The organism is Aliisedimentitalea sp. MJ-SS2 (assembly GCF_032586155.1).
GTDB lineage: Bacteria > Pseudomonadota > Alphaproteobacteria > Rhodobacterales > Rhodobacteraceae > JAWHTC01.
In genome coordinates, this window is the sequence record NZ_JAWHTC010000002.1 from 886,297 (window position 1) to 903,104 (window position 16,808).

A 16,808-nucleotide genomic window follows, 5' to 3' on the forward strand; every position below is an offset into this window, starting at 1 on the left:
TCCCATGGAGGTCAGAATGCAACCCACCACCACCACCGTCGACCCAGCGGAGGTCGCCAAGTTCGAGGCCATGGCTACCGAATGGTGGGACCCCAATGGTAAGTTCAAACCACTGCACCTGATGAATCCGGTGCGGCTGGATTATATCACCGCGCAGATCGCCGCCGAGTTCGGGCGTGACTTGAACAGCCCCGAACCGTTCAAGGGACTGCGCCTGCTGGATATCGGCTGTGGCGGTGGATTGCTCAGCGAACCGATGGCCCGTCTCGGCGCTACCGTGCTCGGCGCCGATGCGGCGGCCGGAAACATCCCCGTCGCACAGGTTCACGCCGAACAATCAGGCCTGAAAATCGACTATCGCAACGTGACTGCCGAATCGCTGGCCGAAGCTGGCGAACAGTTCGACGTGGTGTTGAACATGGAGGTGGTCGAACATGTGGCCGACCCGCTGGCCTATCTGACGGCCTGTCGACAGCTGCTCAAGCCCGGTGGCCTGATGTTGTGCTCTACCATCAACCGCAACCCGAAAAGTTTTGCAGTGGCGATTGTCGGGGCCGAATACATCATGCGCTGGCTGCCCAAAGGGACGCATGAATGGTCAAAATTCATCACTCCGGATGAGCTTTATTCCCTGATCGAAAACGCAGGCCTGCGCCCGGTGGATCGCAAGGGATTCGTGTTCAACCCAATCTCGTGGCAATGGTCGATCTCGGATCGGGATCTCAGCGTAAACTACGTCACCGCCAGCACCAAACCCGCCTGATCCAAGGACCGAAACCCATGTCTTTCATCCCCGACGGCAACAACCTCTTTGTTGTCAGCCTTGAATACCTTGTCCCCTTCGATCAGGTCGAACCACATCTTGATGCGCATATGGAATGGATCAAGGACTGCCTGAGTGCGAACATGATCCTTGTCGCCGGGGCCAAGGTGCCGCGCACTGGCGGCGTGATCATCGCCACCGCCGAAAGCGCCGAGGCATTGCAAGCCACGTTGGAGCGTGACCCGTTTCATTCCGAAGGGATTGCCAGCTTCTCAGTGACTGAATTCCGCCCCAACACCCGCGCTGACCTGTTGAAATAGAACCTATCCGTCCTGTTCCAGCTTGATGCGTAGTTCGCGCAGGATCGGCAGCGCCGCGCGTACCTTGCCTTCACCCAGGTCGCTGACAAGGTCGTTCAAGACTGGTCCCATCGCAGCAAGCGCCGCATCCCTGGCCTGTCTCCCGGCCGGACTGATTGCGACCATCTTGCGTCGGGCATCGTCCCAGTCTGGGCGGATATGGATGTACCCCGCCCATTCCAGCTTGCCCAAAGTGTTGGTCATCGCACCGCGGGTGACGTGGAAACTCTTGGCCAGCTGCGCCGGGCTGCGTTCATCCCCGGAATGGGCCAGGTGGTTGAGAACCGAGAAATGCGATATCTCCATGCCTTTGGGCAATACCTTGGACAGCCGGTTGCGCACCAGCTGATCGGCCGTCAGGATCTCACTGAAAAGCGTGACGGCAAGGGCGTTGGCTTGATCACTCATCAGGGTGTTTCATAGTCCCGGTCATGGCTCAGCGATGGCACTCGCTGACGTGACTTTGCCACCTGTTCCATGTCCAGATCAACAAACGTAACGCCGCAGTCCTCGCCCGCATCGGCCAGAACCTCGCCCCAGGGTGCCACGGCCAACGAATGACCATAGGTCCGCCTTTCGACCCCGTCCTTCACGTAGTGCACGCCGGTCTGCGCAGGGGCGAGAACATAACAGCCGGTCTCGATCGCCCGGGCGCGCAGTAGGGTTTCCCAATGCGCCGCGCCGGTCACGGCGGAAAATGCCGCCGGCACTGTTAGAATTTGCGCGCCAGCTTGCGCCAGTGTCCGGTGTAGCGCAGCGAAGCGAACATCGTAGCAGATGGTCATACCGATTTTGGCAAAATCGGTCTCGGCCAGAACCGCCTTGTCGCCAGGTCGATAATGCGCCGATTCGCGATAGGTCTCGGTCTCGCTCACGTTCACATCGAACATGTGGATCTTGTCATACTGCCCGGCGATCTTCCCTTGGGGAGAAACCAGAAACGAACGATTGGCAAACCGCCCGTCTTCATCACCGGTCAGAATGCCAAGCGAGCCGATCAGCACCCAGATCTCCAGCGCCTGTGCTTCTTCTTGCACCATCGCCAGTGTCTCGTCGCGATCCTGTTCCCGCAACACTGCACGCTGATGGCTGCGGCTACCCGAAATGCAGTTCGTTACCTCCGGGCTCAGCGCGAAACCCGCCCCACCCGCCTTGACCTGATGCAGATAGCCCCGCAGCACCTCGCGGTTCTCTGCCGGGTCATCCGTCGATGTCATCTGGATCAGGGCGGCGCGGGTCATGGATCAGGCCTCTAGCAGTGCATCAAGCTTGCCCGCGCGTTCCAGCGCATACAAATCATCGCAGCCGCCAACATGGGTCTCGCCGATGAAAATCTGTGGCACGGTGTAGCCACCGTTGGCCCGCTGCATCATCTCGGGTTTGCGGGCGGGATCGGCCCAGATGTCGATTTCGGAAAAATCCACACCCTTCTGGCTCAACAGCCGCTTGGCCGCGTGACAAAAGCCGCACATCGGCGACGTATACATCTCTACCGGTTTCATTAGCGCTTCCTTGATTACTCGCTCTTTGTCCCGGATTTAGTCCTCCTTTGCAACGCGCGCCAGTACCAGCGCCGAAACGTCGCGTGCGCCCTGAGTCAGGCAGGCCTCGGTCGCCGCGGCCATCGTGGCGCCCGAGGTCATCACGTCATCGACGATCAGAATATGGCGCCCAACCATGCGATGGCGGCGTTTCGGATGTGGCTCTATTGCACCGGTAACAGTGGCAAACCGCTGCTCATGCCCTTTACCTTCAAGGCTATCGGTTCGCTTGCATCGGATCAGCAGGTCCGGACAGTAAGGTTGCTGCACTTTTTTTGCCAGCGCTTCGGCCAAAAGCGCCGACTGGTTGAACCGCCGCTTCAACAGACGGGTCCAATGCAGCGGTACCGGCGTGATCAACGTATCCTGTTCAATCAGCCCCTCGGCCCGCCGTGCCAGCCACTTCGCTGCCGGACGCACAATGTCATGCCTGTCGCCATGTTTCAGCGCCAGCACCAGCCGTCGCCCATTTTCTGCATAGCGAAACACCGCGCGACCGTTGCGCCACGGCCTCGTCGTCTTGCGACAGTCGTCGCAAACCTCGTCCTGGTCCGATTCGCCTGGCAAAGGCACACCACACAGATCGCAGCTCAACCCTTCGATAAAGGGAGTATCCCGCCAACACGACCCACACAGGCCAAAATCGCTTTCCACCATCTCGCCGCAGGCCACACAGCGCGGCGGATAGATCAGGCGCAACGCCGTTTGAATCTTCATGCCACCCCCCCTATGTTCGCGCGCATGAGCACACCACCCTCCCTCACCGACCGCACGGCCTTGACCCGCAACCGTGACCGCAGTGACGAAAGCTTTCTTCACGCCATTGCTGTAGACGAGATCAAGGATCGGCTGGAGGTGGTTAACAAAACCTTTACCGCGCCGGCGATCGTGACCGGTCATGGCGATTTCTGGCGCGATGCGTTGCCTGATTGCACCGTGGTGGGGGATGACGAGACACTCGATCTGTCCCCCGGCGCGCATGATCTGGTGATTCACGCCATGGCGTTACACTGGGCCAACGATCCGGTGGGCCAGATGATCCAATGCCAGCGCGCGCTCAAACCCGATGGGTTGTTCCTGGCCGTGCTGTTCGGTGGCCAGACCCTGCACGAGCTGCGCGCTGCATTGGGCCAGGCCGAGGTCGAGGTCACCAGCGGGCTGTCACCCCGCGTCGCCCCCATGGCCGAGATTCGCGATATGGGCGCGCTCTTGCAACGGGCGGGTTTTGCCCTGCCGGTGGCCGACGCTGTGCCTGTGAAAACCACCTATGCATCGCCGCTTGGCCTGATGCGTGAGCTCAGGAAGATGGGGGAACAGAACGCCCTCAATGCCCGCCTGCGCAACTTCACCCGCCGCAGAGTAATTGCGCGTGCATCCGAGCACTATATCGATGCCTTTTCCGATCCCGATGGCCGGGTCCGCGCCACGTACGAGCTGATCTTCCTATCAGGCTGGGCCCCGGATGCCAGCCAGCCGCAACCGTTGCGCCCCGGCTCGGCCGCCGCGCGCCTTGCCGATGCGCTTGGCACCACCGAGACCCCACTCAAGGATTGACGCCACCGCCCGCCAGCTTATGTCAGGACCAACGCCATACAGGAACGCCGAATGCCCATTCTGGAAAAGCCCGCCGATCACCCAAACCTGCCGCGTGAAAAGATCGGTGTCCTCATCGCCAATCTCGGCACACCGGACAGTTATGACTACTGGCCGATGCGGCGTTATCTGAACGAGTTCCTATCGGACAAGCGGGTGATCGACATCCCGAACTGGAAATGGCAGCCACTGTTGCAGCTCATCATCCTGACAAAACGGCCCTTCTCATCGGGTGAGGCCTACAAATCGATCTGGAACCATGACAAGGGCGAAAGCCCATTGATGACCATCACCAAGGATCAGACCACCGCCATCTCCGCCAAGATGGCCGAGCGTTATGGCGACAACGTGATGGTCGATTTCTGCATGCGCTATGGCAACCCGGCGACCACGGCCAAGGTTCGTGAGATGGTCGCCGCAGGCTGCACCAAGATCCTGTTCTTCCCGCTCTACCCGCAATATGCCGGGGCCACCTCGGCCACCGCGAATGACCAGTTCTTTCGCGCCCTGATGGACGAGAAATGGCAGCCCGCTGCACGTACTGTGCCCGCGTATTTCGACAATCCCGGCTATATCGACGCCTTGGCCGAATCGGTTGAAACGGCGTATGCGCAGGCCGACAAGAAACCCGATCTCCTGGTGGTGTCTTATCACGGCATGCCGCAACGCTACCTGCGCGAGGGCGACCCGTATCACTGCCAATGTCAGAAAACCACGCGCCTCCTGAAGGAGCGGCTGGGCTGGGACGACAGCCAGATCACCACCACATTCCAATCGGTGTTCGGTCGCGAAGAATGGCTGCGCCCCTACACGGTGGATGAGGTCGCCCGCCTCGCCCGCGAAGACGGGCAAAAGAACATAGCGGTGATTGCCCCGGCCTTTGCCGCCGACTGCATCGAGACGCTGGAAGAAATCAACGAAGAGATTTGTGAAAGCTTCGAAGAGGCGGGGGGCGAGGATTTCCTCTATATCCCGTGCCTCAATGACAATGCCGCCCATATCGACGTGCTGTCACAGATTATCGAAGACAATCTGAAAGGCTGGATCGACTAAACGCTCCGCATTCCATGCAGACAAAAGAAAAAGGCGGTGGGAAACCCACCGCCTTTTCCAATTTGGCTTGCGCCGGATTATTAATCCATTGCAACGGCTGCGATAGCAACCAGAATCAGCAGCGGAATGATGACGCCGTTTGCCGACGAACCAGCAGCGGCTTCTTCCACGATTACCGGAGCTTCGATCACCGGGTCAGCCATCGAGCCAGCGTAAGCGGTCGAAGCAGCGGCGGTCAGAGCAGCAGCGAGAACGAGTTTCTTCATGTTATCCTCCAGATATTCGCCCACCGTCAAAATGCCATTTTGGCGACGGCAAGCACCCAAGTCTTACCTCGTAACCCTCTCTAAACAGCTATGGTCCGAGATTGCAAACGCAACTTGACCCGAAAGGTGCATAGATCGGACAAATGTCGTCAAATTAGCAACACTTGCGTGCCGACCTTGCAGAGATTGAACAGCTGTTCGATATGCTCGTTGTAAAGGCCGATGCAACCGTTGGACGAACGGCGTCCAATCTTGCGCGTGTCATGCGTGCCATGAATACGGTAATAGGTCCAGCTCAGATACATCGCATGGGTGCCCAGCGGGTTGTCGGGACCGGGGCCGACAAACTCGGGCCATTCCGGGTTTCGCTTGCGCATGGCAGGGGTTGGACGCCAGCTTGGGCCGACCACCTTGCGCACCACCTTGGTACGGCCACGCTTGGTCAAATCCTCGGTCAACGGCACAGATGTCGGGTACAGCCGGTAAACGGAATGGTCCTCGGACCAGAAATGCAACGCCCGCGAGGTGATATCAACAAGAACCGCGCCGTTCGATAGATTGTCGAAGTACGGTTCCCAGCTCAGCGAGCGAAAGCTTGAAATGTTGCGCCGCACCACCTCGTTGAGATCGCGTTCGACCTCGGTCGTGTTGGTGCTGTTGACATCCTGCGCCACCGCTGGTGCCGCTAAAAGCGCCGCGCCGCCGGCCATGAATCCGCGGCGATTGAATTTTCCGATAACATCTCGTGTCATATTTACCCTCGTTGGCCTGCCATTCGCCCGATGCGCATATTATTGCGCGAATGCCGCAGTCGCAATTCAAACAATCGTCAATTGGCTGCATCACGCTTATGTGGGTTTGAACGGCAACGCCACACGCGCTATGGCATGTGAAACACGAATTGGATGGCATAACATGGCTCGACTTCTCGGTATTCTTTTTTCAGCACTGCTGGTTCTGGCGTCCTGCACCACCACCACGGAAACCCAACTGGGCGCAGACGGCAAACCGCTGCCACGGCTTTATCGCATCTCGCAGGGCTCAACCGCCAAGATACAGTTCCGGGTGCTTGATTCGGTCAACGCCCTGCGCCAGGCCTCCGGCGCCCCTGCTGTGCAGCTCAATGCGCAACTGAACGCTGCCGCCGCCACCCATGCCCGCGACATGTCGGTCCAGAACCGCCCCTGGCATTTCGGTTCGGACGGTTCCTCGCCGCTCGATCGGGTGCGCCGGGTTGGGTACTCCGGCGCGATGCTTGGTGAAAACATCTCGGAAACCTACGAGACCGAACTTGAGACCCTGGCCGCCTGGATGGAACAGCCCGACACACGCAACGTGATCCTGGACAATCGCGCGGTCAACCTGGGCTTCGCCTGGTTCCAGGAAAAGAACGGCAAAATCTGGTGGACGATGATCCTGGGGTCCTGATCCGTCAGGGCGTGATCGTGATCGGCGTGCCGTTGCGCACCATCGCGTAGATCTCTTCGATTTCCCGGTTGGTCACGGCGATGCAACCCGCCGTCCAGTCCTGTCCGCCCTTGCGGTTCTTCCATGGGCGCCCGTGGATGAAGATATCGCCGCCCGGGCTTTTGCCCTGAGATGACGCAAACTTGCGATCATCCGGATTGGGATAGGAGATACCCACCGACAAGTGAAACTCGCTGTTCGGGTTGCGGCGATCGATCACATAACTGCCTTCGGGTGTGCGGCCATCGCCTTCGTAATTCTTGTGGCCTGACGGCGCAAATCCAAGTCCGATTCGATAGGACTTCAGCACCTCGTCATGATGCATCAGGTGCATCTTGCGGGCACCCTTGTGCACGACAACCTGCGTCACCTCGGGTCCGTTATAACTCTTGAACTTGGAAGAACATCCAGCGACCCCGACAAAAATTGCCAGCATCAGAAAGACCTTGAAAATCCGCATATCACTGCCCGTTTTGCGTCTTGCCCGTGCATTTTATCCGTTTTGCAGCGCATTCTGTAGGAAATTTTGCCGCCTCACGCCGAAGTGAGCGTAAATCCGGCAACCAATTCGATATGCGAGGACCAGCGGAACTGGTCCACCACCTGCACCCAATGAAGCGCGTACCCCGCCGCATCCAGCCTGTTGGCATCGCGCGCAAATGTCACCGGGTTACACGAGACATAGGCGATCTTCTCGACGCCCGAGGTACAAAGTTGCTCGATTTGCGCCTCGGCGCCGGCCCGGGGCGGGTCGATCACCGCAGCGTCGAACTTCTGCAATTCGTCGGGCATCAGGGGGCGGCGGAACAGGTCACGCGCCTCGACCGTCACCTTGCGCAGCCCGCTGACATGTCGCCAACCATGATCCAGGGCTTTGGTCATTTCGGCGCTGCCCTCAACTGCGTGCACCTCTGACGTTTCCGCCAAGGGCAGGCTGAACGTACCGCATCCCGCAAACAAATCGACAATCCGTCCGGCCTCGCCGACGGCTTGCCGAACCGCCGCCAACAACGTCTGTTCGCCGCTTTCCGTCGCCTGCAGGAACGCCCCCGGCGGCGGTGTTACTTCAGCGATACCAAAACGCTGCACCGGCGCACGACGCGTTGCCATCACCTCGCCATTCCAACTAAGCCGCGCCAGGTCATGCCGCTCGGCCTCCTGTGCCAGGCCGATCAACAACGGCCCATCAGGCTCCAGCCCGCCCTCTACGGCCACATCCAACCCACCCTCGGACAAGGTTGCCGTCACGCTCAACTCACCCCGCCGACTTGCTCCAACCCGTGCCAAGGCCTCTGCTACAGGTAGCGCTGCCAAAAGGTCGGGATGCAACAACTGGCATTCCGCAACTTCGACAATCACGTCCGAAGCGCGGGCATGAAACCCGGCCATTGCCCCCTTTTTTGTGCGCCGCGCCGACAATGTCGCTCGGCGGCGTGATTGTGGTGGCGAAGTCAGGATCGGGCGCATGTCCGCCTTTAACCCCTGCGCCGCCAGCGCTCGGGTGACCACTTCGGTTTTCCATTCGGCAACGAAGTCATCCGAGGCATGCTGCAACTGGCAGCCACCACAGGATTTGAAATGTCGGCAGGGCGGGCGGACGCGGGTCTCGGACGGCATTACAATCCGTATGTCGGCCAATCGATCGCCTTCAACCGCACCGCTTACTACCTCACCCGGTAGGGTCAGCGGCGCATAAAGCGGCCCTTCTGCAATACCATCGCCATGATGGCCCAACCGCTCGATGGTGAACTCCGCCACGGCCTAATCCCCGATTCGCGCCAGCAATTCGTCGCGACTCATCTCGAACCCGGAGGCAATCCAATCCGCCTCCAACGCTTTCATCGCTTTGCCTATCGCCGGACCTTTCAACGTGGGCATCAAATCCCTCGCCTTGATCGGAAAGACTGCGTTTTCGCCCTTTTCTCCGGCGGCAATGCCAGACCGATCCACTGGTCCACCCAGAACCGCTGCCCTGAGCAGGCAGACATCACGTGCCACATCGGCCCCATAATGATAGCCCAGCGCAGCAGGTGTCTCCATGCTGCCGATCCCATCACGCAGTGCCGTCAGCCGCATCGTCTCTTTCTTCGAAAGGCGGAACCGCAACGCGACATCCTCGCCACCCAACACCGCCAGCCGCCGCATCGCATCTGGCGCCAACCCCTGCTCACCCTCCAAATGTACCAATGGCGCCAGACCCTTGTCGTCTGCGCCGGGCAGGATATGGGCCAACACGCCGGTTTGCCGCATCGCCGCGACCGAGGGCGCAGGGTCGGGCGCCCGGAGCAGCTTCTTCATCTCTGCACCCACGCGTTCGCGCGACAGCCGGTCCAGCCCTTCAAGATGGCTGGCAATCGCCGCCAACCCCTCGGCATCCAGCCCGGCCTGCGCGTCGCCATACCAGGCATGAAACCGGAAAAACCGCAGCGTGCGCAGGTAATCCTCACGAATACGCTCTACCGGATTCTCGATGAACCGCACCCGCCGCGCATTCAGATCGCCCAGACCACCCAGCGGATCAATCACTTGTCCGGACGCATCGGCATAAAGCGCATTCATGGTGAAATCACGCCGCCTTGCGTCGTCGGCAATCTCTTTGGAAAAGGCAATCACCGCGCGGCGGCCATCGGTTTCGACGTCATGGCGAAATGTGGTGATCTCGTGCGGCTCTCCGCCTGCCACCACCGTCACGGTGCCATGGTCGATCCCCGTCGGGATCACCTTGAACCCGGCGGCACGTTCCAACACCAACACCTCGTCTGGCTCGGCATCGGTGGCAATGTCGATGTCGTGCACTTCAACCCCCAGCAAGGCGTTGCGCACGCAACCACCAACAAACAGCGCCACGTGTCCGGCTTCGGTCAGCGCCCGGCAAACGCCTTGCGTGTCCTTGTTGCTGAACCAATCCCCGGTGATCTTCATGGCCCACCCATCCGCTCGGCCAAACCGCGCAGAATACGCGCAGTGGCACCCCAGATATAATAGGGACCGAAGGGAACGGTATAGTAATAACGCCGCTGCCCCAGCCAACGCCGCGACTGAACGGAAAACCGCGCGGGATCTGCGACATGGGCAAAGGGCACTCGAAACACCTCATCCACCTCTCCCGGTTCGGGGCGTGCATCGAAATCGGCTCTAACACGGCCCAGAACCGGTGTGATCGTGAAACTGGTCACGGTTTCATGGAACGGCAATACACCGATGACATCGACATTGTCAGGGTGCAGCCCAATCTCCTCATGCGCCTCGCGCAACGCGGCGGCGGTCACATCCGCGTCACCTTCGTCCTGCTTTCCGCCGGGAAAGGCAATCTGCCCGGGGTGATGTTTCAGATGCGAAGCGCGTTTCGTCAGGATCACATCGAGATGGCCGTCGTCGCGCTCAATCAACGGCACAAGCACACCAGCCGGTCGAAGCTTGCGATCCGTCGGCCAGGTGGTTTTTGGGTTCAGGTCGAAATCAGACGAGCTTCCCCCGCCACGCGACAGTGCCGCGCGCACGGGGGCAAGCGGATCAGGCGTCATTGCCGCCTTCTTTCGCCTCGAATCCGACGGTGGCCGGATCAAGGTCGTAATGCTGGCCGCAGAACTGGCAGTCGGCAGTCACCCGGCCATCATCCGTGGTCATCTTTTCGATGTCACGCGCCGAATAGATCGAAAGGCTTTGGCGCACACGATCCTCGGAACAGGTGCAGCCGAAACGCACCTGCTGCGCGTCATAGACCCGCGGGGCCTCTTCGTGGAACAGGCGCAACAACAGGTCGGTCGGTGGGATCACCGGCCCGATCAGCTCCAGCTCTTCAACGGTATCCAGCAGGATATTCACCCGCGACCAGTTCTCGTTCATGTCCACCGCGACCGGCGCTGGTGCTTCGCTCTGCACGTGTTCACCGGCCTTGGGCATATGCTGCAGCATCACGCCCCCAGCGCGCCAGCTCTCTCCGGTTCCCGGCATCATCGACTTGCCAAAGCCCAGCTGGAACCGGGTCGGCAACTGCTCGGACTGACCGAAATAGGCCTCGGCACAATCCGACAGGGACGCACCGGCCACCGGCGTGATTCCCTGATAGGGCTGCATGCCTTCACCCTGGTCGATCAGGATGGCGAAATACCCCTCGCCCACCTGTTCGAACGGTGCTCCGTCACTGATCCGCTCGCGGTCGAAACTGGCATAGGCACGGATCCGCGCGCTACCGCCTTCCTCTTCCGGAGCATAGTAATCGGTCGCGATCATCCGCACCGCGCCCTTGGATTGGACCTGAAGCGACAGCTTCCAGCGCAGCTTGACCGTCTGGCCGATCAGCGCGGTCAGCAACACCATCTCCGCCACCAGCGCTTCGACCGGGGCGGGGTAATCATGCTGACCCAAGATGCCATCTAACACACCATCCAGACGGGCCACGCGGCCGCGCATGTCCGAATTATCAAGCTGGAACGGCAGGACGGTGTCGTCCCAGGCGATTTTCTGTCCGAGTGTCATGAGATAACCTATAAGCGCCGGGGCTCCGGCATACCGCGAGTAGATAGGCGCGGCAAGGCCCAGTACAAGGGGTCCGTCAAAGAGGGATGAGCAGATGATCAAACGCTATGGAACGCCGCCAAGGCGGGGCAAGGCCCACACCCTGCGGCGCGGGGCCTATGCGATCCTGCCGCGCGGCGGAGATTTACTGGTAACGTTCCAATCGACGCCATTCGAAGAGTTCCAACTTCCTGGCGGCGGGGTCGATCCTGGGGAATCACCACTTCAGGCGCTGCACCGCGAAGTCTACGAGGAAACCGGTTGGCGCATAGCCGCGCCGCGCCGGCTGGGCGCATTCCGCCGATTCACCTTCATGCCGGAATATGACCTATGGGCGGAAAAACTCTGCGAGATCTTTGTCGCCCGGCCGGTGCGCCCGCTTGGACCCCCGCTGGAACCAGATCACAGCGCCGTCTGGATGGAGGTCGGTGACGCCGCGGGGCTGCTGGGCAATTCCGGCGACCGCGCCTTTGTTACGCACTATGTGAATGGGCACTCGCGGTCTGCGCCGTGATATTCGAACAGGATCGCGGACACGTCATCGGGAAAATCCCCGTCATCGGCGAAATGCGACAGTTTCCAGATCAGCGTTTCCAACAGCGCCGGGCCGGAAATATCGGCCATCTCGCGCATCATCTCTTCCAGCCCCTCTTCGGTCAGCAAATCACCGGTGTCTGACGGGCATTCGACAATTCCATCGGAAAAGATCATGAACCGGTCGCCGGGGGCGAGTTGAAGGGTGAACTCCTCGTATTGGGCGCCCTGGACCAGCCCCACAGGCAAGCCCCCTGGCCCGTCCTGCAAGATGTCACCGTCGCTGCACTGCACCAGCGGATGCGGATGCCCCGCCTGTGCCATCCGGACAAACCCTGTCGACAGGTCAACATCTGCCAGGAGTAGGGTAAAGTAATGCTCGGTCTCCATCTCACCCAACACCAGCATGTTCAGATGCTCGATCACGCTGGCCGGCGGTAGTGGGCGATGCCCTCCACCCGGCGCCTCTTCCATCGCAACATTCTGTTCTGGGGATGACGGCGAAAGATACCCCGCCAGCCGTGCGGTCATCAGTGCCGAGCTGATCCCGTGCCCCGACACGTCGATGGCATACAACCCGATGCGCGTCTTGCTGACCACGTAGAAGCCGACAAGGTCACCACCGACATGGCCGCTTGGCTGCAGCAACAACGAGACTTCGCCTGGCCCGAAATCGCGATGCCGTTCACGCAGCAGAGACTGTTGGAGTTTCTTGGCTTCCAGAAGGTCACTGTCGATTGACGCATAAAGCGATTGCAGCTTTTCCAACGTCATCTTGATCATTCGGTTCTTCTCGGTCAGCTCACGCTCCATTCTGAGTATGCGTTCACCCGCGGTCAGTCTTGCCCGGAGCTCGGCGGGATTGACCGGCTTGGTCAGGAAATCATCGGCACCATTGTCCAGCCCCTTGGCCACCTCGTCCTTCTCGCTTTTCGAGGTCAGCAGGATGAAATAGCCATAGCTTTCCCGCTTCATCGCCCGGAACGCCTTGCAGAACTCGAGCCCATCCATCCCCGGCATCATCCAGTCGCTGATCACCATGTCCGGTTCGATCTGCCGACAGATTTCAAGCGCCAGCTGCCCCGATTCAGCCTCAAGCACCCGGTAGCCCCAGCGAGACAGTGATACCTGCAGGATTTTTCGCTGCAACCGGCTGTCATCCACCACAAGAACCGTCCGTACCCCGGAGGAGGCATTCTCTGCCGAATCGGTATCGGTCGACTTGATCGGGTTACGTTGTGACATGGCTATGGACTTGCGGGCTTCGGACATATGTCACAGCCAGTACCCGTCTGAATTTAACAAGCGGTGAAAGATAAAATGCGAAAAGGTCATCCTTTTCTGCCCGGCAAGTCGCCCTGGCTGCGCCATGAACCGCTAACCTTCCGTTAATTCCAGAGACCTAGACTTCACACCAACGCGCGAAGGAAGGTGATGCCATGATTGACTGGTCAAAGGTGACCGAGCTGCGTCAGGAAATCGGGGGCGAGGATTTCGCCGAGGTCGTCGATTTGTTCCTCGAAGAAGTGGATGAGGCCATGCAACGCCTGCGCGATGGCTGTCCGGGTGACAGGCTTGAATGCTGCCTGCATTTTCTCAAGGGCAGCGCGCTCAACCTGGGCTTTGACGCGTTTTCCACGCTCTGTGCCGCCGGCGAGGCATCGGCCGCGCTGGGCAATACGGATCAGGTCGACGTCGCCGAAATCTGCCACGTCTTTGACGAATCGAAAGCTCTGTTCCTGGACGAATTGCCGGCCCGGCTGGCTGCCTAGATCAGGAACTCTGCCAATATCTCGTCGCTGGTGATGTCGCGGTAGGGGAAACCGGCCTCATCCAACCGGGCAAACAACGTTTCGAAATTCTCGGGCGCGCTGGTTTCGATCCCAATCAAGACCGAGCCGAAGTTGCGCGCCGATTTCTTCAGATATTCGAACCGGGCAATATCGTCATCCGGCCCGAGCGTGCTCAGAAATTCCTTCAATGCTCCGGGACGTTGCGGCATCCGCAAGATGAAATACTTCTTCACACCCGAGAATCGCTGCGCCCGTTCCTTTACCTCGGGCAGGCGCTCGAAATCGAAATTCCCGCCCGAGGTGATACAAACGACCTGCTTGCCCTTGATCTGATCGGCAACGTCAACCAGAGCATCGACCGCCAACGCGCCGGCGGGCTCCAAAACAATGCCCTCGACGTTCAACATCTCGAGCATGGTCACACAGATCCGATCTTCAGGCGCGGCGAACACTGTCGCCGGGTCAATGTCTTTCAGCACTTCGAACGGGTAAGCCCCGATCCGCGCCACCGCCGCGCCGTCGACAAAACTGTCCACCTTTTCCAGAGTCACAGGTTCGCCCGCCGCCACCGCCGCCTCAAGGCTGGTTCCACCCGCCGGTTCGACAAAGCTGTAGCTCACTGTCGGGCCAAAATACTGCCGAATCCCCGCCGACAGGCCTCCGCCACCGACAGGCAGGATAATGTGATCCGGCGCGCCACCCATCTGATCGGCAATCTCAACCCCGACCGATGCCTGCCCCTCAACCACGTCCTCATCATCAAACGGCGCCAGGAAGTGTCCGCCCTCGGCCTCGCAGAACCGCTGTGCCTCGGCCAGCGTATCGTCGAAATAGTCGCCCACCAGGCGGATCTCGATCGCGTCGCCGCCGAAAATCTGCGTTTTCTGCACCTTCTGCGCCGGGGTCGTCACCGGCATGTAGATCACGCCGAACACACCGAAATGCTGGCACATAAAGGCCACGCCCTGCGCATGGTTGCCCGCACTGGCACAAACAAACAGCTTCGACGTGGCGTCGCCATCCAGCACCTTGCGCATCGCGTTGAACGCCCCGCGCAGCTTATACGACCGCACCGGAGACAGGTCCTCGCGCTTTAGCCAGATGTCGCATTCGAACCGTTCGCTGAGATGCACATTGCGCTGCAACGGCGTGTCGGGGAACACCTGGCGCATGGCGCGTTCGGCGGCTCGGGCGCGGGTATGGAAGTCCTGTTGAAAACTCATCCGCAATGCTTAAGCGCCCGATATGCGCCCGCGCAAGCCCCACACCTTGCCCTGCGACACAAAACCCGATATCGCGCCGGTGATCTGAATAAGAGGATTCCCGCTATGTCCGCGCCCAAGAAAGTCGTCCTAGCCTATTCCGGTGGCCTTGATACGTCGATCATCCTGAAATGGCTGCAAACCGAATACGGTTGCGAAGTCATCACCTTTACCGCTGACCTCGGCCAGGGTGAAGAGCTGGAACCGGCCCGCAAAAAGGCCGAAATGCTGGGCATCAAGCCCGAGAACATCCATATCGAGGACCTGCGCGAAGAGTTCGTCCGCGACTACGTCTTCCCGATGTTCCGCGCCAATGCGCAATACGAAGGTCTCTACCTTCTGGGCACCTCGATCGCCCGTCCGCTGATCTCGAAGCGCCTGGTCGAACTGGCCGAAGAACACGGCGGCGACGCGGTCAGCCACGGCGCCACCGGCAAGGGCAATGACCAGGTCCGCTTCGAACTGGCCGCCTATGCCCTGAACCCCGATATCAAGGTGATCGCGCCCTGGCGGGAATGGGACTTGGGCTCGCGGACACGCCTTCTTGAATTCGCCGAGCAACACCAGATTCCCGTTGCCAAGGACAAGCGCGGCGAGGCCCCATTCAGCGTCGACGCCAACCTCCTGCACACCTCCTCCGAGGGCAAGGTTCTGGAAGACCCGGCCGAGGACGCGCCCGATTACGTTTATCAGCGCACCGTCCATCCCGAAGACGCCCCCGACACGCCCGAGTTTATCGAAATCGAATTCAAGAAGGGCGATCCCGTTGCGATCAACGGCGTGGGCATGTCCCCCGCCACCGTCCTGACCGAGCTGAACGAATATGGCCGTAAACACGGCATCGGCCGTCTCGATCTGGTCGAAGGCCGTTACGTTGGCATGAAGTCGCGCGGCATCTACGAAACCCCCGGCGGCACCATCCTTCTGGACGCCCACCGTGGCATCGAATCGATCACCATGGACCGCGGCGCGATGCACATGAAGGACGAGTTGATGCCGCGCTATGCCGAGCTGATCTACAACGGCTACTGGTTCTCGCCCGAGCGCGAGATGCTGCAGGCCGCCATCGACCACAGCCAGGAACATGTCACCGGCACCGTCCGCATGAAGCTCTACAAGGGCCTCGCCCGCGTGGTGGGCCGCTGGTCGGATCACTCGCTCTATTCCGAGGAACACGTGACATTCGAGGAAGACATGGGCGCCTATGATCAGACCGACGCGGCGGGCTTCATCCAGCTGAACGCCCTGCGCCTGAAACTGATCGCCATGCGCAACCGGCGCATCAAACCGTAAGCTCCTGCAACGTCACTGTTGCCGATATCTGAATGCCCGCCTAGCACAGGCGGGCATTTTCTGTGGAGGGACTCATGTCGCTTGCTGCCATCGCTGACGGGATCAACGCCAACATGCCGAAAAGCGGATTCGAGTGGTCGCTGAAATTCGACTGTGGCGACGATGGCGTGATCGTGCTGGCCGACGGCGTGGCCTCGACCGAAGATCGCGACACCGATTGCACCATCAAGCTTACAACCGAGAACCTGACCAAGCTGCTGCTAGGCAAACTGAACCCGATGACCAGCGTCATGACCGGCAAGCTCAAGGTGTCGGGCAACGCTGGCGTGGCGATGAAATTGGGATCGCTGCTCAAGGGGTGACGAC

General features: G+C 60.1%; 22 protein-coding genes. 9 read left to right on the forward strand and 13 right to left on the reverse strand.

Annotated elements, in window-relative coordinates:
- Positions 1-16: 16 nt before the first annotated feature.
- Positions 17-763 carry a bifunctional 2-polyprenyl-6-hydroxyphenol methylase/3-demethylubiquinol 3-O-methyltransferase UbiG gene (gene ubiG, locus RXV86_RS10850; RefSeq protein ID WP_316299513.1) on the forward strand — a complete coding sequence of 249 codons (747 nt, stop codon included), beginning with the start codon at positions 17-19 and terminating at the stop codon, positions 761-763.
- A 17-nt stretch (positions 764-780) separates the two neighbouring features.
- Positions 781-1,083 (forward strand): YciI family protein, encoded by a 303-nt coding sequence (locus RXV86_RS10855; RefSeq protein WP_316299514.1) that lies wholly within the window; start codon positions 781-783, stop codon positions 1,081-1,083.
- 3 nt (positions 1,084-1,086) lie between these two features.
- Here the strand turns inward: RXV86_RS10855 and RXV86_RS10860 are convergent, their stop codons facing one another.
- From RXV86_RS10860 to RXV86_RS10875, 4 genes are read right to left on the reverse strand one after another with little or no spacing between them, the layout of a single operon-like run.
- Positions 1,087-1,530: a MarR family transcriptional regulator gene (locus RXV86_RS10860; protein WP_316299515.1), complete on the reverse strand. Its 444-nt coding sequence runs from the start codon at positions 1,528-1,530 to the stop codon at positions 1,087-1,089.
- Positions 1,530-2,363 carry a carbon-nitrogen hydrolase family protein gene (locus RXV86_RS10865; RefSeq protein WP_316299516.1) on the reverse strand — a complete coding sequence of 278 codons (834 nt, stop codon included), beginning with the start codon at positions 2,361-2,363 and terminating at the stop codon, positions 1,530-1,532. The genes RXV86_RS10860 and RXV86_RS10865 overlap by 1 nt, the downstream gene beginning before the upstream one ends.
- A 3-nt stretch (positions 2,364-2,366) precedes the next feature.
- On the reverse strand, positions 2,367-2,624 hold the full coding sequence (gene grxC, locus RXV86_RS10870) for a glutaredoxin 3 (protein ID WP_316299517.1): 258 nt from the start codon (positions 2,622-2,624) through the stop codon (positions 2,367-2,369).
- 36 nt (positions 2,625-2,660) lie between these two features.
- Complete coding sequence (locus RXV86_RS10875) at positions 2,661-3,380, reverse strand: ComF family protein (RefSeq protein ID WP_316299518.1); 720 nt, start codon at positions 3,378-3,380, stop codon at positions 2,661-2,663.
- A gap of 24 nt (positions 3,381-3,404) precedes the next feature.
- On the opposite strand from RXV86_RS10875, the gene RXV86_RS10880 reads away from it, so the two are divergent.
- Both RXV86_RS10880 and hemH read left to right on the forward strand, forming a co-directional pair.
- Positions 3,405-4,217: a methyltransferase domain-containing protein gene (locus RXV86_RS10880; protein WP_316299519.1), complete on the forward strand. Its 813-nt coding sequence runs from the start codon at positions 3,405-3,407 to the stop codon at positions 4,215-4,217.
- A 51-nt stretch (positions 4,218-4,268) separates the two neighbouring features.
- Positions 4,269-5,309, forward strand: a complete 1,041-nt coding sequence (gene hemH, locus RXV86_RS10885) for a ferrochelatase (protein ID WP_316299520.1) — start codon at positions 4,269-4,271, stop codon at positions 5,307-5,309.
- A gap of 80 nt (positions 5,310-5,389) precedes the next feature.
- Here hemH and RXV86_RS10890 read toward each other — a convergent pair whose 3' ends face one another.
- Positions 5,390-5,575, reverse strand: coding sequence for a hypothetical protein (locus RXV86_RS10890; RefSeq protein WP_316299521.1), 186 nt, complete (start codon positions 5,573-5,575; stop codon positions 5,390-5,392).
- Positions 5,576-5,724: 149 nt separating this feature from the next.
- Complete coding sequence (locus tag RXV86_RS10895; RefSeq protein ID WP_316299522.1) at positions 5,725-6,327, reverse strand: L,D-transpeptidase; 603 nt, start codon at positions 6,325-6,327, stop codon at positions 5,725-5,727.
- A gap of 163 nt (positions 6,328-6,490) precedes the next feature.
- Here RXV86_RS10895 and RXV86_RS10900 point away from each other — a divergent pair, with 163 nt between their 5' ends.
- Positions 6,491-7,003 (forward strand): CAP domain-containing protein, encoded by a 513-nt coding sequence (locus RXV86_RS10900; protein WP_316299523.1) that lies wholly within the window; start codon positions 6,491-6,493, stop codon positions 7,001-7,003.
- Between the two features lie 4 nt (positions 7,004-7,007).
- On the opposite strand, the gene RXV86_RS10905 is transcribed toward RXV86_RS10900, so the two are convergent.
- The 5 genes from RXV86_RS10905 to RXV86_RS10925 form a co-directional block, all read right to left on the reverse strand.
- The gene (locus RXV86_RS10905; RefSeq protein ID WP_316299524.1) at positions 7,008-7,502 is read right to left on the reverse strand and encodes a L,D-transpeptidase family protein; all 495 of its coding nucleotides are present in this window, start codon (positions 7,500-7,502) and stop codon (positions 7,008-7,010) included.
- Positions 7,503-7,576: 74 nt separating this feature from the next.
- Entirely contained in the window at positions 7,577-8,800 is a 1,224-nt protein-coding gene (locus tag RXV86_RS10910; RefSeq protein WP_316299525.1) for a class I SAM-dependent RNA methyltransferase, read from the reverse strand.
- A 3-nt stretch (positions 8,801-8,803) separates the two neighbouring features.
- On the reverse strand, positions 8,804-9,964 hold the full coding sequence (locus RXV86_RS10915) for a CCA tRNA nucleotidyltransferase (RefSeq protein WP_316299526.1): 1,161 nt from the start codon (positions 9,962-9,964) through the stop codon (positions 8,804-8,806).
- A complete protein-coding gene (locus RXV86_RS10920; RefSeq protein ID WP_316299527.1) occupies positions 9,961-10,566 on the reverse strand; it encodes a CoA pyrophosphatase in 606 nt (201 codons plus the stop codon). The genes RXV86_RS10915 and RXV86_RS10920 overlap by 4 nt, the downstream gene beginning before the upstream one ends.
- A complete protein-coding gene (locus tag RXV86_RS10925; protein ID WP_316299528.1) occupies positions 10,556-11,521 on the reverse strand; it encodes an Hsp33 family molecular chaperone HslO in 966 nt (321 codons plus the stop codon). The genes RXV86_RS10920 and RXV86_RS10925 overlap by 11 nt, the downstream gene beginning before the upstream one ends.
- A gap of 94 nt (positions 11,522-11,615) precedes the next feature.
- On the opposite strand from RXV86_RS10925, the gene RXV86_RS10930 reads away from it, so the two are divergent.
- On the forward strand, positions 11,616-12,074 hold the full coding sequence (locus RXV86_RS10930; RefSeq protein WP_316299529.1) for an NUDIX hydrolase: 459 nt from the start codon (positions 11,616-11,618) through the stop codon (positions 12,072-12,074).
- On the opposite strand, the gene RXV86_RS10935 is transcribed toward RXV86_RS10930, so the two are convergent.
- On the reverse strand, positions 12,041-13,339 hold the full coding sequence (locus RXV86_RS10935) for a SpoIIE family protein phosphatase (RefSeq protein ID WP_316299530.1): 1,299 nt from the start codon (positions 13,337-13,339) through the stop codon (positions 12,041-12,043). The two genes, RXV86_RS10930 and RXV86_RS10935, sit on opposite strands and share 34 nt — an antisense overlap.
- A gap of 194 nt (positions 13,340-13,533) precedes the next feature.
- Between RXV86_RS10935 and RXV86_RS10940 the strand changes: the two genes are divergently transcribed.
- Complete coding sequence (locus tag RXV86_RS10940; RefSeq protein ID WP_316299531.1) at positions 13,534-13,866, forward strand: Hpt domain-containing protein; 333 nt, start codon at positions 13,534-13,536, stop codon at positions 13,864-13,866.
- Here RXV86_RS10940 and ilvA read toward each other — a convergent pair.
- Positions 13,863-15,110: a threonine ammonia-lyase IlvA gene (ilvA, locus tag RXV86_RS10945; protein ID WP_316299532.1), complete on the reverse strand. Its 1,248-nt coding sequence runs from the start codon at positions 15,108-15,110 to the stop codon at positions 13,863-13,865. The two genes, RXV86_RS10940 and ilvA, sit on opposite strands and share 4 nt — an antisense overlap.
- Positions 15,111-15,215: 105 nt before the next feature.
- Between ilvA and RXV86_RS10950 the strand changes: the two genes are divergently transcribed.
- Together RXV86_RS10950 and RXV86_RS10955 are read left to right on the forward strand one after the other, a co-directional pair.
- Positions 15,216-16,442, forward strand: a complete 1,227-nt coding sequence (locus RXV86_RS10950) for an argininosuccinate synthase (protein WP_316299534.1) — start codon at positions 15,216-15,218, stop codon at positions 16,440-16,442.
- 74 nt (positions 16,443-16,516) lie between these two features.
- On the forward strand, positions 16,517-16,804 hold the full coding sequence (locus RXV86_RS10955; protein ID WP_316299536.1) for an SCP2 sterol-binding domain-containing protein: 288 nt from the start codon (positions 16,517-16,519) through the stop codon (positions 16,802-16,804).
- Positions 16,805-16,808: the final 4 nt, after the last annotated feature.

Coding starts and splice junctions, on each gene's coding strand:
- ubiG (WP_316299513.1), top strand. CDS start 17: ATGCAACCCACCACCACCACCGTCGACCCAGCGGAGGTCGCCAAGTTC.
- RXV86_RS10855 (WP_316299514.1), top strand. CDS start 781: ATGTCTTTCATCCCCGACGGCAACAACCTCTTTGTTGTCAGCCTTGAA.
- RXV86_RS10860 (WP_316299515.1), bottom strand. CDS start 1,530: ATGAGTGATCAAGCCAACGCCCTTGCCGTCACGCTTTTCAGTGAGATC.
- RXV86_RS10865 (WP_316299516.1), bottom strand. CDS start 2,363: ATGACCCGCGCCGCCCTGATCCAGATGACATCGACGGATGACCCGGCA.
- grxC (WP_316299517.1), bottom strand. CDS start 2,624: ATGAAACCGGTAGAGATGTATACGTCGCCGATGTGCGGCTTTTGTCAC.
- RXV86_RS10875 (WP_316299518.1), bottom strand. CDS start 3,380: ATGAAGATTCAAACGGCGTTGCGCCTGATCTATCCGCCGCGCTGTGTG.
- RXV86_RS10880 (WP_316299519.1), top strand. CDS start 3,405: ATGAGCACACCACCCTCCCTCACCGACCGCACGGCCTTGACCCGCAAC.
- hemH (WP_316299520.1), top strand. CDS start 4,269: ATGCCCATTCTGGAAAAGCCCGCCGATCACCCAAACCTGCCGCGTGAA.
- RXV86_RS10890 (WP_316299521.1), bottom strand. CDS start 5,575: ATGAAGAAACTCGTTCTCGCTGCTGCTCTGACCGCCGCTGCTTCGACC.
- RXV86_RS10895 (WP_316299522.1), bottom strand. CDS start 6,327: ATGACACGAGATGTTATCGGAAAATTCAATCGCCGCGGATTCATGGCC.
- RXV86_RS10900 (WP_316299523.1), top strand. CDS start 6,491: ATGGCTCGACTTCTCGGTATTCTTTTTTCAGCACTGCTGGTTCTGGCG.
- RXV86_RS10905 (WP_316299524.1), bottom strand. CDS start 7,502: ATGCGGATTTTCAAGGTCTTTCTGATGCTGGCAATTTTTGTCGGGGTC.
- RXV86_RS10915 (WP_316299526.1), bottom strand. CDS start 9,964: ATGAAGATCACCGGGGATTGGTTCAGCAACAAGGACACGCAAGGCGTT.
- RXV86_RS10920 (WP_316299527.1), bottom strand. CDS start 10,566: ATGACGCCTGATCCGCTTGCCCCCGTGCGCGCGGCACTGTCGCGTGGC.
- RXV86_RS10925 (WP_316299528.1), bottom strand. CDS start 11,521: ATGACACTCGGACAGAAAATCGCCTGGGACGACACCGTCCTGCCGTTC.
- RXV86_RS10930 (WP_316299529.1), top strand. CDS start 11,616: ATGATCAAACGCTATGGAACGCCGCCAAGGCGGGGCAAGGCCCACACC.
- RXV86_RS10935 (WP_316299530.1), bottom strand. CDS start 13,339: ATGTCACAACGTAACCCGATCAAGTCGACCGATACCGATTCGGCAGAG.
- RXV86_RS10940 (WP_316299531.1), top strand. CDS start 13,534: ATGATTGACTGGTCAAAGGTGACCGAGCTGCGTCAGGAAATCGGGGGC.
- ilvA (WP_316299532.1), bottom strand. CDS start 15,110: ATGAGTTTTCAACAGGACTTCCATACCCGCGCCCGAGCCGCCGAACGC.
- RXV86_RS10950 (WP_316299534.1), top strand. CDS start 15,216: ATGTCCGCGCCCAAGAAAGTCGTCCTAGCCTATTCCGGTGGCCTTGAT.
- RXV86_RS10955 (WP_316299536.1), top strand. CDS start 16,517: ATGTCGCTTGCTGCCATCGCTGACGGGATCAACGCCAACATGCCGAAA.